Below are 18397 nucleotides of genomic sequence, written 5' to 3'. Positions count from 1 at the left end.
GGGAACTCCCGGCCGAAGCGCGGGAAGGTGTCCGACGTGTGCCTCCTGATCACCCTGCGGCGCCGTGCATTCGGCTGCGCCGTCGGGTCGGGCTGCCAACGGCGCAGTACCGCGTTGTCGCCGGAGAACTGCGCCGAGCGCGGCGTATTCAGTGCCGGAAGCTCTGATCGATGAGCCTCGACATGCCTTCGGAGCTGAGATGGCTCAGCTACCTGGCGGGTTCCGCGTGGCCGGAAGGCGACGAGGACAAGATGTTCGCGCTCGGCGAGGACTACCAGACGGCGGCGAATACGCTGAACGGCCTCCTCGATCTAGTGCACACCGCTTGCAATACCGCGTCCGATAATTATTCGGGCGACGGCGCTGACAAGATGAAAAAGCAGTTCGAACAATTCTTTACCGGCGATCAGTCGGTCCCGAAGCTCGTCGAATCATTGAAACAGCTCGGTAAATCGGCGCACGATATGGGCGCCGAGATCGAGCACACCAAATGGCAAGTCATCATCACGCTTGCGATTCTGGCCGCCGAGATCGCCTACGCGCTGACCACGTGGTTCGGTGCGGTGGTGATTCCGGCCTTGCAAGCCGAGACCGCGGGCGTCATGGCCGGAATCGGCCGTGCCATGGCCATGCGGCTGCAATTCCTGGTCGAGCACGCCAACGCGATCGCGGCGATGCCGCTGTGGAAGCTAGCGGCCATCAGCGGCGTGACGCAGGGCGTGCTCGGCCTCGTTACCGAGGTCGCGGTAGAGGACATCCAAAAGAAGAAGGGGCATATCGATGGCTTCGACCTGAAGCGGATATTCATCGCGGGAGCCGTCGGCGGGGTGTCCGGCGCGGTGGCCGCGCCGCTCGGCAGCGTCATCGGCAAGGGCTTGGGCAACTGGGTCGGCAAATACAGTACGACCTGGTGGGGGTCCGCGGGCATCGCGGTCGGCGCCGGTACCACCGCGGGCCTCGTCGGTAATCTGGCGGGTTTTGTCACCGGCGGCGCGCTGACCGGGGAGTGGGAATTCGATCCGGCCATGCTCGCCGGTGTTGGCTTCGGCGGCATCATTGGCGGTGTGCACGGCGCGATCGGCCACGCCCGAGCCAAAGCGATGGACACCGAGTCCTTCAAGTCCGCGGCCAGCTCCTCGACCGATCTGAAGATTGCCGACGGCAGTGCCATCCACCCGGCGCCAGCAGGGAAGGACGGTGCGGGTGGTCGCGGAATGGTTGGTGGCCATTCCGTGGATAACGCCGGTACGGAGAAAGAGACAAGGACGGTGTCGCGTGCGGTCGGCACGGATCGGTCAACGGGTCCGGGATCCGCACGCACGGAGAACAATTCGCGCTCCGGCCCGCAGTCGGGGCTCGACAAAGTCACCGCGCCGACTCGATCGTCGTCCGTACGCACCGGCAGTATCGCGGCGGCGAGCGTGCTGCGGCCCCGCGCGGGTTCGGTCGGCTCGATCGGCAATGACGGGTCGGTGTCGCATGTTTCGGCGGCGTCGACACCGAATGGGAATAGCGGGCATCGGTCGGCCAGTGCGCCACCACCGGTCACCCGAGGGTTCGGTGCCAAGCCGGAACCGGCCTCCGGTTCGACATTCCGGGCATCGTCGCCGGAACCGCAGGGTTCACGTAACGGTGGGGTGACGAGGAATGGGGGTTCGGTTGGGGCCGAGACCCATTCGTCGAGTGCGTCCGGATCACGGCACTCGGGCGAGTTCACCGCGGCCGAATCGCACGCCCGGCCGTCCGGCGAGCTCGACGCGCGCAGCCCGGCTGCCCATGCCTCCGGTGAGGTCGACTCGCGCAGCCCGGCCACGCACGCTTCCGGCGAGTTCGACGCGCGCAGCCACGTTTCCGACGGATCCGAGTCGCACGGCTCGATCAGGCACGAGCCTGCGCCCGATCAGGTCGAGTCGCGACCATCGTCGAGGGCCTCGTCGGTCGATGGCACGATGGACTCGCAGAGCCGGGGCCGGACCGCGGACGGGGTATCGAGCAACGGCAGCCGGGTCGGCTCCGAAACCCCCACTCGGACAAACACTCCGGAACCCGAGGCGATACGTCGATCAGCGTCGCCCACCCCCTCGGCGGCCTCGGATGGCGGATCGCACACCCGTATCACCGCGGCGCACAACGAGTCCGGCCCGGCCGTGCAGCGGCCAGCGGTCGCCAGGGCGGATCAGCCATCGGGTTCCTCGTCTCGCGCCGCGTCACCGGAACGCGCCGTCGGTCCCGCGGGCGGTCCGCGGCCCGAAGGCCCCGCCGGGCACAGCGGGCCCGGCTCGGACGGGCCGGCTCGAACAAACTCCCGCAACTCGGGCGACGACGCCCGCACACACCCGGAAACCGGTGCGCCGGAACGCAAACACAGTACCGACGAGCCCGAAGACCGCTCGATTAGACGGCCGCGGACGCACCTGCCCGAAACAAAAGACGGCCCGGCTCTTTCCGAGCAGCCCCCTCTACGAGCAGCCGATTTGCCGACGGACTCCCTCGGAGTGACCTACGAGCGGCTGCGCGCCACGGAGGCATACGACGATCTCGGCCTGCCCATTCGCCAGGCGGCCGAGGAGCCGGTGAACCCGCATGAGGTGAAGCTACGAGATCAGTTGCGGACCGAGGTCGCGGCCGGCGACCAGAATGTCATCGGTACCAGGGAACGACTGAACGCCGCGGCGAAAGAACTCGACGACAGCAGTCGAGCACTCGAATCTGTTCGGGCAGAAAAGGATCGGGAGTCGGGAGCGGCGGACGCCGCCGCGCACGCCGAATCGCGGCACGAGGCGGCGCGCGCGGCGCACGATGCCGCGAAGGCCGAGCACGATGCGGCGGTAGAGCATGCGGTGCAGGAGCGCTATGCGGAATTGAAGGCCGATTCGGAGATCGAGGTTCTCAGGGCCAACCAAGATCGACTGTTCATGCTAGAGGGCACCGACGCGCAAACGGACATTTCTGTTAAGAATCTGCGTAAGGAAATCGCCGATCTGAAGAACCTCAGAAAACTGCACGAAATGGAGAAAGCGCAGCTCGAGGTTAGTCTGAATCATACTCTCGACGAAAACATCAGAGCCTCAAAGGATAAGGTCGCCAAGGCGCGAGAAACGTTCGAGAACAGCAAGAAAGAGTATGAGGAGGCCCGGTCGGGCAACGAGCCGCGGGCGGAATACCTCAAGCAGCTCAATCGTGAAGTCAAGCAGAGTCGGAAGAATCTACGGGATGAAATGATCGAGCACGAGGCGCTGCTGACCGCCGCCAAAGATCGCACCGAGGAGCTGGCCGCGGCGCGGAACGACCGTGCCGAGCTGGCCTCGGATCGACGCCGCAGGTGGGTGTTCAACAGGAGAGTCGAGCAGCGATCCGAGGTCTGGGAGCGGACACTGAGCCGCCGTGAGTCCGATGAGACGGCCCAGTCGCGGGTGGCGGAGTTGGGCAAGGAACTGGCGGCGAAGGAAGCGGCGCACCCCGAGGCGGTCGCGAAGTTCAAGCGCGAGATGCACGAGGTGCTCGAGAAACGCTTTGCGGGGTTGGGGACCGCGAAGGTTCCGGATCTGAACGCGTACGAGAAGGGGCTCGCGGGCCAGCGGGAGGCGATGAGCGCGGCGTCGAAGAAGGCCATGGAAATGGGGGACGCGGTGGTGAAGGCGGCGTTCGTGTACCGGGACGAGGTGTTGCGCCATACCGAAGAGACGGACGCGGTGATCGGGCGGGGCGCGAGCGACGCCGAGTTGGATCGGATGGTGCGCCACGGTTCTCGCGCGGAGCAGGTGGCGGCGATGGCGGAGTGGATGACGCGCCATGATCCGAATCCGGATCCGGCGAAGCGCCGCACGCCACGGCGGACGCAGATGCTGGCGTATGTGCTGACCGAGTTCGGGCCCGCGGATATGAAGGGTGGGGAGGGCAAAACGCTGGTGATGGTCATGTCCGGGTATCGCGATGCCATGAAGCATGGCGCGGAGACGATTCTGACCAGCAGCGAACCGCTGGTGCTCGACATGATGAAGGAGATACAGGGCTACCTGGGGACACACGAAGAACATCGTGCGGGGTTGAAGGATATGGGCGTGGATATGGTGCAGCTGCGGGAGAACGAGCCGTTCCCGCAGTGGGCCTGGGATGCCAAGGCCTCGGGCCGCAACCTGCTGGTGGTGGGGACCAAGGAAGCGGTGCTGTTCATCGGTCTGCACGAAGCGAACTCGATGATCGAGGAGATCGGGCGGGCGGGTGCGCCGAAGGAGGTAGTGGCGGAGGTGAAGGAGTGGCTGCGTACGGAGCCGCATATTGATGCGGTAGCGGATCGGTTGAACGCGATGGCCGAGGAGCAGAAGATCGCGCGGCGGTTCAAGCCGCTCCCGGAGGCGAAGGTCAATCTCGACGAGATCGATACCGCGTTCGACGGGGAGGTGCGGGCCAAGTTGTCGCCGGGTGCTGACGGGGACGCGTCACCGGCCACTGTGACGCAGCTGAAGGATCTGTATGAGAAGTTCCGTCTCGCGATGCTGGATCTGCCTGAGAACCCACTGACCGACAAAGATTTCGGCAGGCCCGAGAACACCAGCGGTCTGTGGCATGCGCGGATGACCGAGGACGCGATCAACAAGCTGACAGCGGTGACCGGGGACCGGGGTTCGGTGCTCGCCAACGCGGAGCATTACACAAAATTCGCGAACGTGAAGTGGGGGCTGCAACGCGACACCCACTTCAATACCTCCCGCAAATACGACAAGGTGATGCAGATGAACGCGTCAACCACCGACCGGTTGATGTGGGAAAAAAATAAATCAACCGAAGTGCGGTTGGAGGGATTGGGACAACATCTCGACATCGTCCAGGGTGTGACGGTGCGGGGTAGTCGTCCGGAGGATTCGCTGACGATGACGTTGAAGCAGTGGATCGGCAGCCGTTACCTGCAGGATCCGACGGGTGTCTCGGGCACGGCGAAAGAAGTGGAAGGCGCCATGCACGAGAGTTGGGGTGGCTCTCATGACAAGCGCGGTGATTATTTCGGGGTGCCCGAAGTCGAGCGGTTCTACGAATCGAATTTGTTCCAGCACAAGCGGTCACACTTCAAGAGTCGCGAGGCGAAGCTGGCCGGCATCGCGACCGATGCCATCGATGCCGCGAAGATCTCGTTCACCGTGGAGGACGGCACGATTGTCGGTATCAAGAAAGAAGGCCAGCCCCAGTGGAACATCCACCTCGACAACGGGGAGATCAGCGGCAAGAACGAGCGACTGATAGAGCGGGCGGTCGACAAGCCGGGCGGTGGGCGGATGGTCGAGGAGACCAGGATCGAGCTGAATGGTTGGCAAGACAAGGAATTGTCCGAGCGCGGGATCGTCGATTGGGTCGACGCGATCGTCGAACGACGCATGCAGCACTACGCGACCGAACACGGGCTGGCGATCAAGGAAGGGGTCAAGCTCGAATATTCAGCGATCGATGCCCGCTGGTATGAGGGGAAAGAAGGTGGGGATAAGGCCGAGCACGCGGCAAATGAACTGATCGCGAAGTTCGGCGAGCCGGGCAGCTTGATGTTCATCAACAAGTCCGGCGCGCGAGGGACGGACCCGAAGCCGACGGATAAGTCGATTGCACTCGGCGGCGTAATCACCAGAGTCAGTGGCGGCCCGGCGTTTTCGCCGCGCGTGTTGTTGCAGGCGATCTGGCGGTCGGCCCGCGGCGGGTCCGGCGAAGATCGGAAGACCGGCGGCACACCCGGCTCGTGGAAGGTGTACACCTCGAACGAGGACTTCCGGACCATGATCGCGGACGCACAGGCCACCCGCGAGATCACGCAGTACATGAAAGCGAAGGACGAACAGGAGCAGGCTGCCAACGAGTACAAAGCCGAGCCCTCGGCGGCGGGCAAACAAGAAGCCCTCAACAAGGCCAACGAGCGAGTCGCCGAAGCCGTCCGAGTGCTGGAGGAGGAGACAACGCCGAGGCTGCAACAGCACGCGGAAGAACAACTGCTCGCCCCACACCTCGGGCCCAAAGACACGGCAACCGCACTGCGACGTGCGATCGAAGACCAGCTGCAGTTGTCCGAGCATCCCGGGGCCTACCGAGCCAATGCGCCTCCGGTGTCTGTTCCTGCCCCGGGCCGGCTGCCCGCTACTCCCCTGGCCCCGCCGGGGATGGACTTCACCGCGCCGCCGCCCGCGGTACAGGTGCCGGAACAGCAGACCGTCACACCGGAGCCGGACGGTGCCGACGACTCCGTCGATACTCCGGGCGACGCCGGTCTTCACCGCGACACCAATACCGATGACAACGCCAATACTCACGACGCTGATACGCACGGCGACACAAGTACTCACGACAACAGTGATACGACGCGGCAGGTGCCGCCCGCCGAGGTAACGCCGCCCCCGACCCGCGAGACAGCTGGCACTCGGCATGACGACAGCTCGCCGCGGACCGCCCGGCGCCCGAATGCGTCGACGTTCGACGGTTCGGCAGATTCTTTGTCGCGCAATGGATCCGATACGTCTGGACGATCCGGAGTGGCCGGGCGATCGGCGTTCGAGCCGCCGGTTGGTGAGACTTACTTCGGTCCGGATCTGGACCGGATCTTCGACGCCGCCGACTCCTATTCGGCCGAGCACCCGAATGTCCTGAATCCGACGGCCCGGGATTCCGGTGTCCAGCACGACGGCTTCCAGAACGTGGCCGCGACGTTGGACGGTACCGCCGATCTCGGCGTGGTCGCGCACTCCGACGACGAGGTACGCCTCGGCCTCGGCCCCGAACACGACAACGCCCCGGCGGACAACCGCATTCGGGTCCTCCACGACGCCGACGCGTTCGTCAGCGATCTCCGTCTGGAAATAGAGCACGCGCAGCTGACGGGCGGCGGATTCCCCACCTATCTGCTCAGCACCAGTGTCGAGGCGGTCGATGAGCTCGGACGACTCCAGCTCATTGTCACCGGCCCCAATGAGTTCACACCTCAATACCGCAGCTTCGGCGACCTGAACGTCCTCTACCACGGGCCCGCCCTGCACGGCCCCGACGTGCTCGCCTTCGTCGACGACCACATGCACCATCAGGACCGCACTTTCACCACCATCACTGTTCGCCGTCCCCCGGCAGATCCCGCCGAGTCGACCTCCCTCGCCGACCTCACCTACCAACTCGACCACAACACCCTGCTCACCGACACGCGAATCCACCTGAGCGACAACACCACGGCCACGCTCCGCGCCAACGGCAAACTCGATCACCACACGCCCGCGAAGTCGGAAACTCTGAACCCGAACGAATTCCTCACTCGCCTCAGCAAGCTCGACACCCCCGACGTCACCGTCCACACACCTACCCCCACCCATTGGAGCGACGGCCACCGCGACCCGATCGACGCCCTCGCCAACTCTCTCGGCCGCGACCCTCAGGAATTCCGCAACGGCATCGCCGACCACCTCGACGCCCACCAGGGCCAGTACATCCATGGCATCACCACCGACGACATCGACGCCGCACTAGCCGGGGAATACGCGTGGCAAAACCAATTCGCCAGCGACCCAATCGCTTACAACGACACCACCGCTGTCAACGCCGAAGGCGCCCGCCGGACGAAATTCCGTAACGACATCACCATCGAACGCACCGCCGCACTCAACAACGAAACCAACGCGCTGCGCGAGGGCCGCACCACCGGTTACCGCTCCGCCACACACCGCGTCCCCTTCCGCCTCGCCGCCGCCGCCGACTACATCAGAACCAACCTCGCCTTCGCTCTCCCCGACGGCACCAGCCACACCCTGATCACCGACCACACCCCCGGCGCCCTCGTGCACCAGCTGCGCCAACACCCCGACGACGACACCTACCAACACGCGACAACATCCACCGGCGACACCCACACCTCAGCAATCCCCGGCGCCCCACTCACACTCCTACAAAAAGATGTCCTCCACCGCGTCATCAAAGGGCACCAGAATCAGCAAATCGTCAAACAGCTCGAAATCACCTACAAAAAACTCGAAATGCTGCTCACCACGGCGGCATATGACCTCAACCTCACCAACAGCATCCATCCAACCCCTTTCCTCATACGAGCCGAAATCGCCGACACAGCCCATCAGCGAAACCAACTCGACCAGCACACCATCAACAATATCCCCAGGCTCAAAGCACTTGTCCGACGCCCGTTCTCACGGCCGTCGACCCTAGAATCCGAAATAATCCAATACAACGCCGCCGGTTTTCACACAGCTCCGCATATTGTCGATCATCGCACACCTAATATTACGAATGACGCCGTATACAGCGCATTCGAAAGAATACGAGGTAAATTCGGGATCGATGCCCTCAGTGGCGATGTATCCGAATACGTTGCGGCCATCTCGGCCATCGCTCACGACTGGAACGATCTCGAGCCGAGGGAGATCAAAAAACTTGAACAAGCCGCGCTCAAGCTACCGTGGAGCGTAGAAAGCAGAATTATTCAGTGCCTCAACTTCGGCATAATTACCCCTGCGGAAATGTACGCCAAGCTCAAGGACCTCGGCGCTATCCAAAATAGGAAAGGAGGAGTCTACCCTCAGCATTCAGTAGATACCACTAGGTCGAGAGTACTCAAAAAAATCGAAGGCGGCGGTCCCGGTGGCAACCCGTCCACCGGAAAGACAAAGCAGGAACAGCTGGCCGAGCGGGTTCCGATCGTGCTGGGCAAAGCTCACCGCAAGGCCAGGCAGGGCGACCTCGACAAAGGCCTGTTCGCAGCACTCATCACACCACTCGATCAATCGGCCCCGACCGCAGCCGACGGCAGCAGCGCTCATCAGCGCCCCGATGCCGCGGCAACCGCAGGCCCGAGGCCGACCATCGGTTACTCGGGGCCCGGCAACCAGTGCTTCCGCCTGGCTCTCAACGGTATCCACCACCGCATCGGCGGTAACGTCATCCAGCCGCTTACCGAAGCAACCCCGATCGAAGGGATCCCCCTCCGCGAAACCTGGAAATATACCGGCACACAACCAAGTCCCTACGCCAGCTACGCCGCTATCGGAAACTTTCTACTCCGGCACGGTCCCGGTAACACGGCATTGGTTGCCCAGAACTTCCGCAGCCCCGTCGGCAGATACCGTATCGGTGGACATGCCATCGACGTACGTGTCACAGAAAACAACGAACTCACCGTCAAGGACCCCAACGACGAAGAAGAAAAGATATTCCCGCCGGAAAACCGATACGAACTCGACCCCGACAACCCTTTCTATGTCTTCACCTACACCGGTACCGGCCAACTCCTCCTGCCATCCCATACCGAACCAGCCGCCTCCCCCGACATCAAAAAAACATTCGGCCTCGGCCCCCAACACGACAACACACCGACAGACCCAGAGCTCGTCGGCCCGGTGCGTCCCACTCCGGCGGTCGGACGCGAAACCGACGCCACAGGTCCCGCCGCACCGCCCCCGGCTGTGCCCGCCGCTCTTTCCGCAGTTGGCCCAGCGGTCGGTCGGCGGCAGCCGCCGACCGAGCCGACGCCGGCGCAGGAGACGGCTCGGCCTGATGTTGTGCCCGCTGCTCTTTCGGCGGTGGGTCCGACGACCGACATCGCGCGGCCCACCGCTCGTCCGGCGGTAGGGCAGACACCCCACGTCGAGCGGCCCACTGATCGTCCGGCGGTAGCCCCGACGACCGGCGCCACGCGGCCCGTCGGCGTACCCGAGGATGCGGTGGCGACGCCGTATCGGGATGCCGAGGGCCGGATCAGTGCGGTGTGGCGGCGACTCGACGTTGGGGTGGCTCAGGGCACCACCATATGGTTCAGTCACGAGAATCGGCTGATGCGAGCGGTATTGGGTCCGATTGTCCCAACTGACGGCTGGCGTCGGATCGATCTCATCGACGATGCGGCGCATCGGACACCGGGTGCGACGTACCGGCAAACGATCGACGCGCCGCGGTTGCGCCAACTGGTCAGAGAATCAGGGACCGGCTATGTGCAACCCCCCGTCACCTCGGCGGCAGGCCACACCGAGAGGCAACAGCCTAGAACCGAGCGGCAGGCCGCGCCGCGACCGGCGGCAACCGATCCCGCTCCGGCAGTGCAGATCCAGCAACCAGCGCGTGGACAACGACAGGTTCCTGCACAGCGCAGGCCGTCGGAGTGGGTGCCGGTAGCCGCTCAGCGGGAGCCGCTGTTCACCGCACTGGCAAAGGTTTTCAACCTCCCCGACGCGATGGCGGTGCGCACCGTGCTCGCCGATCAGCTGCACCGGTATCGCCACGATTACCGGAAAACGCCGCTACTCGCCTCGGCCCAGTTGGCGGCCGACCGGGCCAACGAAGATGCCCGTCGACGGCAATTCGACACTTGGCTCGCCGACCAGCCGGAATCGGCCGCCCAGGAGTGGGGGGCCGCGGAACAGATCCAGCGGGCTAATTTCGAGAACCGGTTTGCGCAACAATACGCCGACAGGCTACGACAGGCTGTCCTGGATCTGCGGAATCCCTCGATCGATTTCGGTCGGCGTACCGCTCCCAGCGATGATCTGACAATTCATCAATTGCTGACCTTGGCAAGCCATAAGTATGGAGCGAATCTCGTTGTGGAATATGCGGTCGGGCCGCCGACTCGTTCACCGGAACAGCCGAGGCGGCCGACCATGTACCTGCGGTGGTCCGCTGACGAGACATACGAGATAGGGGTGAATGAGGACGGTTCACTGTTCTCCTATTTGCCGCCGCTCGAACCGTCTGGTACGCATCCCGATGCGATACCGATGGATAATATTCCGGAGCGGCTCACTCGGATACTTTTATCTCAGCAGATTCCACGGCTGGGCGGTGCGGCGTTGCGCGCACACTACCTCGGGGAGAGACGGCCGATCCGGGCACGGAATGTAGCCCTGCCGAGCATAAGCACGAAATGGGGCCTTTCGCGTAAGAAGATCAAGGTGGTCGACCGCAGAAAGGACAAGATCAAACCAAAGAATGTCGACGTACCGAACCACTACATGACCCCGGAAGAACTCGAACAGCACCGGATATTCGTCGGCCCTGACGGCCGACTGTATCGAGCACGCGACGGCCATCCGTTCCATGCACCGAGGGGCGTGAAGTTCGTGGCGGACGAATTCGGCAACTGGTACGCGGGCGGAACGCATTTGGTGCGATTCCATTCGGCATTCCTTGCCGGGCATACGGTCACCGCCGCCGGTTACCTCATAGTCGAAAACGGAGTACTGACCGTGATGACCGACCACAGCGGGCATTACGAACCCCGACCGGAGATCAACGACTACTTCCTCGACTGGCAACGCCGCCGAGGTCTCATCGTCAGCCCCCGCTTCGAGCGAAGGGGATATGCCTCCACCGCCACCAGCGGTATCGACGGTGCCGTGCGAGAGCGGATCGACGAACTCGACCGGCAGAGGGCCGAGGTCGGACGCCAGACGCTGGCGTTGACCGCCTGGGTCTCGGTGCTCCAGAGCCGGGCGAGCCGCGGCCCGCATTCTGCGGCGGTCCAGGACAGGCTCAACACCGAACTCCAGAATGTGAGTCGCCGGTCCGCCGATCTTTCCGCGTGGCTGCGACAGTTGGACCGTAAGCAAGTCCGTCCTTCGCTGCAGCTGGATCTGTGGGCGCAGCCGAAGCCGGACCCGAGGAACGAGAACGACCGGATCGTGCCGCCGAGCATCCCGGCCGGGCTCGGTAAGACCGGCCCGGCGACCGGCGTGCGTCAACAGACCCAGCAGGCGGCGGCGTGGTGGAACACGCTCGGCCAGGAGTGGTGGAACGCGCTGGACTTCGCTGTCCTGTCGCCGGGCTACCAGAACCACCTGGTCACCGATTACCCGGGCCTGCGTAATTCCGACGGTATCCCGGCCCAGGTCAGGGACACACTCAATCGGAGTTATGTCCACTCCGAGGTGTCCAGACTGAATGGTGAGCTGGAACTTTCAGCGCTCGAGCAGCGGCGCCGAAGTAATCTGAACGCCCTATTGACCGACCTGCACGAGGCGGAACTCGAAGCGATTCTGGTCGCCGCCGAGCAATCCATCACCGTCCCTCCGGTTCATCTGCTGAAGGCCGATCCCGACGCGTTCGACGGACATGGCGCGGCGGTGATCGGCTTCGGAGATATCGATGCCGCCGCGGCGGTGTCCTGGCACGTTCCAGGACTCGATACCTCGATCACCTCGATGAACAGCGATCTGGCCCGCAGCATGGAGCAGTACGCCGCGGCCATCCGCCGCGACCCCGATCATGCCGCCGCGGCGATCGTCTGGGCCGACTATCGCAACCCGCCGCAACCCGGCGGGCGCTCGCGCGAAGACGGCGCACCGCACGACGCGAGCGTCCAGCGACTCCGCAACGCGCTGTCCGCATTCGGGGAGGCCCGCCGATACTTCGACCGAACCGGCCCCACGGCGGTGCCGAACCCTCACCTCGACGTCACCGGTGACGGATACGGCAACCGCATCGCCCGCGACGCCACCGCCGCACCGATCACGGACGGCAGCTCGCCACGGCCCACCAGCACCCAGCCCCTCAACCCCGCCGGCCAACCCATCGCCACCGGCACCACCCCTGACACCACTACCGAATCCACCGAATCGCTGCGCGGTGGCGCCGATCCGGCGCAGGCGTCCTCGTCACGGGCTGGCGCGGCGTGGCCCGCGGCTCCGCCTGGACCAACCGACACCGAGCCACGTTTCGGCCTCGGCCCCGACGAGGACACTGCGGCGGGCGACCACATTCAGGTCTTCCGCGACGCGGACGAACTCCTCAGAGATCTCGACCTGGAAATAGACCTCGCCAAGAGCACGGGCGACCCATTCCTCAACTACCCGCCTGGCACCCGTATCTACCTGCACGACACCAAGGGAACGCTTCGTCTCACCGTTACTAGCCACAACAAGGTTACCTACCAGTACCTCGGTAAGAACGACCCCGACGTCCCCACCAACCAGCCCGGGCTCCACGGCACCCGCATCCTCGGCTTCCTCCGCGATCACATCGCTACCAACAACATCGAGACGATCAGCGTTCACCGCCCGCCGGCGGACCCCGCCTCGGCTGCCTTCCACACCACCCGCGCCGATCTCGCCGACCGGTTGCATCGCAACACCCTGTTTGCCGATACTCGAATTCAACTGTCCGACAACACCATCGCCACTGTCCGCGGCGACGGCAAACTCGAACTCCACATCCCCACCGAATCACCGCGCACCGTCAACGCGACCCAATTCCTCCACCGCCTCAACGCTCGCCACCTCCAGTACGTCACGGTGCACGAACCCGGCCCCGCCGACTGGAGCCCCGACGAGCGGCACCCCTTCATCACCGCCCTCGCCCTCGCACTCGGCAAGGACCCCGCCGAACTGCGCGACGGGATCGCCGACTACCTCGACACCTACCGCGACCGCTACATCGAGCAGATCACCACCCCCGAGATCGACGCCGAAATAGCCGACGAACACGCGCGCAACGACGGCACCGCTACCGGCGCCCGCTCGACCGCCTTCGACAACCACATCACCGCCAAACGCACCGAGGTATTCGACGACGCGATCGCCGGACTTCGCCGGGGATATACCACCGACATCCGCTCGACCAAATACCACGGCCATTTCATCGCCCACGCCGCCGCCGACTACACCAACACCAACCTCGTCATCACCGAACCCGGCACCACCCGGCACACCCTCATCACCGAGCCCACCCCGGGCGCCGCCGTTTATTACCTCCAACAAAACGCCGACGAGCACACCTACCGATACGGCGTCACGCCCACGGGCGACACCCACACCACAACAATCCCGGGCACCGAACTCACACCCGAACAGAAAACCGTCCTCCACCACATCATCAAAGGCCACAAGAACCAACAGATCGTCAAACACCTCGAAGCTCTCGGCTACACCTACGAAAAACTCGAAACACTCCTCGTCACAGCGGCCTACGATCTCAATCTCCCCCTTGAAACCACCCCGTTCATCCAACGCACCGAAATCGCCAACGCGGCCCTTCGGCAGAACCAACTCGACCGCAACACCAGCCAGAACCTTCCCGACCTGCCAGGCCTCGAACCACTGACGACGAGGCCGTCGCGCCTGCAATTCGCGATAATCCAGCACCACGCCGCTGGCCGCCACAAAGACCTGGATATTGCCGCCCACCGCACATCGAACCACAAAGATACCGGCACCTCGGCGGGTAGCATAAAACAATCGCGGCGCGAAATATACAGAATATTCAAAATTGATGCCACCGGTGCCAACCGCACTAATCAGGACAAGTATATCGCAGCGATTTTGGCCATCGCCGACGACTGGGGCATGCTCCACCAGATCACTATCGACATACTCAAAAATGGTGCACCCAAGGGGCCACGGTCCACAGAAAACAAGGTTCTCCAGTGCATGGTTGCAGGCAAAACCGACTCTGAGGACATCTACTCCCAGCTCAAGAATATCCTCAATGCTAAGAACATACGCACCCGTAAGTCGCACCTACTCCAGCGTATCGAGAAACTCCGCGCGGACTACAATCCCGCTTTCGACGGAAGCCACTCGAGCAGCGAAGAGATTGCCGAGCGAGCTGCGCAGGCGATAGCCGATGCCCATAAAATGACCAGGCAGGGTAAGCTCGACAAGGACACCTTCCTCGCTCTCATAACACCGCTACTCGAAGCACCGGCAGCGACCGACGGCAGCGCCGCACACCAGAGAGTTGCCGGTTCAACGCCTACCGGCTCCGTCATTGGCCATGACTGCATCTTCGCTACCTTTACCGATATCAAGGCGGATAATGGTAGCCGTCACATCACAGTGGTGCGGCCTACCGGGCTTCCGGGGGTCTCGCGCCTAGGGGTCGGAATCATCGCCGGGGCACCGCTACATGATTACAACACCCACACCGAGATCGCCGAAAATCTTCTTCGCCACAGCCGTCGCCATGGGCCCGGCGCTATCGCGTTCCTCGGCCACACCTACACCAGTCCTCATTTGGACAGGACTACAGGTATCGGTGCACATGGCCTCCGCCTCACTGTCAATACCGACTACACCATCACGGTCAAAGACCTCGTCACCGGGCAAGAGTATCCATTCCCGCCAGTTCCCCGCCGCGAGCTCGACACCATCAGTGCCATTTGTTATGCCGCCGACGGTGAGATCATCCCGCCCCCAGGCCACACCATCCAGACCTTCGACAACCCTGACAAACTCCTCGACGACCTCACTCGGGAATCGGGCAACGCATTCCCCACTTACCGGCCGCGCGCGCGCATCCAGGTCGCCGGTAGCAACGGGATACTCCTGATAACCGTCACCGGCCCCAACAAGTTCGCCCTCCGATCCCGCGACTACCACGACCTCGACAACACCCAGAACGACGGGCCGACCATCAGCGGCCCCGACATGATTGCTTTCCTCGATCACTACATCCACAACAAAGACCGCACTATCACCACATCAACCGTCCACCGTCCACCGGCCGATTCCGCGGCACCTATTGCCTCGGAACAACCCGCCCCCGCAGCGACCGGCAGCACGCACACCGCACCGGCCACCCTCGACACTGAACGACGTTTCGGGCTCGGCCCTCTTATAGATGTGGGTCCGCCACAGTCGTCCGCATACGACGCTGACCGAGCGGAGGCATCCACGTCACAGGCAGGAGGAGCCTGGCCCGCAGCACCGCCTGTACCAGGCACCGGCGGCGTCCAGGTGTTCGACACACCCGAACGGCTGCTGGACGACCTGATGCTCGCACGCACCCTGGACCCCAACCACACCGACGGCTACCCCATCGGCACCGAGATCTACCTCAACAGCCTGCACGAAACCATCCAACTCACCGTCACCACCGACCACGGCTTACTTCCCCACCGCCACAACCACCGCACCACCAACCCGACGACTCCCACCCCCGGAGATGTCATCTACGGCACCGCAGCCCTAGCAATCGTCACGACCTACATCCACGCGCGCACCCTCACCGCCGTCATCCGCTACCCCACACCCGAAACCCCCGACACCTCCGGACCCATCACCCACACCACCGTCTCGAAACTCACCGACACGACCATCGAAAAATTCACCAACCAACCCCACCACCCCACCCTGTCCATCGGCACCCGAATCGAACTACCCAACAACACCACCGCCACCATCCGCTCCACCATCCGCGGAATCGGCGTCCAACTCAACACGCCGGACGAAATAAAAACTCTCACTCCCATTCAATTCCTCGACTACCTCAAAACACTCCCCACCCCCGAAATCACTATCCACGCACCCACCCCCACCAGTTGGAGCACCGGGCACGACTCACCCCTCACCGCTCTCGCCCACACACTCGGCATAAACGACCCCGACGAGCTGCAGCGACTACACCACCGCATCGCCGACCACCTCGCGCGAAACCGCAACAACTACGTCCAACTCATCACCAACGACGAGATCGACGCCGCACTCACCCAAGAAAACCACGCCCAATTCCAATTCCTCACCAACCCCACCCTCCAGACCCCAGCAGGAATCCAGGCCGAAAAGACCCGCGCCGCCGCATCCCGCGACCGCATCACCGCATTACGCAACACCGCAATTAACACCGCAATCACCGCGATCCGCAACGGCCACACCACCGGCAACCGCTCCACCACCCACCCCAGCCTGCCCTTCGCACTCCACCCCGCCACCGACACCACCACAACCAACCTCGAATTCACCCACCCAGGCGTCACCCGACAAACCCTCACCCCCAACCCCACCCCCGGACAACCAATCCACCACCTCCAATACAACCGCACCTACCAACACGGCCTACATATCGACAGCCTTCCCTACACCACAACCATCTACGGCCCTAAAATCACTCCTCTGCAAAAAGCGATCCTCGAACACCGCGCAGCAGGCTGGGAAACAAACGAAGAAGTCGTCACCCATCTCAAAAATGTCACCGAATTCGCTGACATTACAATGCAAAAAATAAATTCTGCGATAAACGCCAACGGCGGGATGTACAGCAGGCTCCGAGTTTCCGACCGTGATTCAGCTATGGACGAAGCACTCCGGTGGCATCTACTCAACGAAACCCACAACACCACCGGCATCACCGTCGCCGACCTCATTCACCGAATCCACAACAACACCCTGCCCGCCAACACCCGAATCCGTCTCCGGGGCGAGATCGCCACCATCCGCGCCGACGGCACAATCGAACATCGCACCACAGAAGTAGAAACCGTTCACGTACCCGAATTCCTCGACCACCTCAACAAAGACTTCGACTCCCATGACGAAATCACCCTCCACACACCCACCCCAGCTCACTGGAACACCGAAGACCACTCACCCGTCACCGCTCTCGCCCACACACTCGGCATAACCGACGCCAACGAGCTGCAGCAACTACGCCACCGCATCGCCGAACACCTCCGAGCAAACCGCGACAACTACCTCGACCTCATCACCAACAACGACATCGAAACCGCACAAGCCAGCGGAGACCACGACCGCATCACCAGCGCCCGCGACCGGGCACTCGACGACGAAATCGCCGCAATCCTCAACGGCCACACCACCAACAACCGCTCCACCACCCACCCAGGCTTGCCCTTCGCCTTCCACCCCGCCACCGACACCACCACAACAAACATCGACATCCACCACGGCACCACCCGAACCACACTCACCCCCAACCCCAAACCCGGACAACCAATCCGCCACCTCCAACAACACCCCCACAACCACACCTACCAACACGCCACCTTCTCCACCGGCAACCCCTACAGCACAAGAATCCCCGGCCCCGAACTCACCCCCCGCCAGACAGCGATCTACGAACAAAAGGCCGCAGGCTGGAGAAAATACCCCCACATCGCCGCCCAGCTCCAGTCAAAATTTCCTGGAATTGGACCGATTATAGTACATGACGCGATGATCAACAGCACCGACGCAAACAACAAATTCGGTGTCGAATCCGATTTTATGATGGACGAAATTGTCCGTTGGCAGCTACTCGACAAAACCGTCGTCGCCAAAGCCCGCCGGGAGTTTCAGCGGTTCATCGATGAGAGCATCCACGCGCACCCGCTGCCCGAACTACCCGACGCCCCAATACGGCTGAATGCTAAATATCGGATGATACTCGAGAACCTCGAGGCAGGCCGCACCAGTAACGACTACATCGCCAGCTACCTCCGCGACCACGAAATACCCGCGACGTCACTCACCGTAAGGCAAGACAAAGACCGTCTGATCAGAGTCATATTGAGAATCAAGGCCATTCCTGGTCAGTATGGGGGGATCTCAGCCAGAAGGGGGGTGCGGCAAGCCGAAAGGATGATCGACGCGGGTTTACTCCTCGACGAGAAAGGCGCCAAGCTAAGGCTCGGACAGACACCCACCGACGGCAGCAGCGCACACCCCCA

The 18397-nt window shown here is 63.1% G+C and carries 1 protein-coding gene (cut by a window edge); it reads left to right on the top strand.

The genetic code is table 11. The features are described 5' to 3' along the window. The first annotated feature begins 182 nt into the window (after positions 1-182). Positions 183-18397, top strand: the 5' end (the start) of a protein-coding gene (locus tag OG203_RS38050; protein ID WP_405162039.1) for an alpha/beta hydrolase. 35629 nt of this gene lie beyond the right edge of the window; 18215 of the gene's 53844 nt are visible here — the first part of the coding sequence; it begins with the start codon at positions 183-185; the stop codon falls past the right edge of the window.

The organism is Nocardia sp. NBC_01499 (assembly GCF_045040275.1).
In the GTDB taxonomy this organism is placed as follows: Bacteria; Actinomycetota; Actinomycetes; order Mycobacteriales; family Mycobacteriaceae; genus Nocardia.
This window is presented reverse-complemented; position numbering and strand designations above follow the sequence as displayed.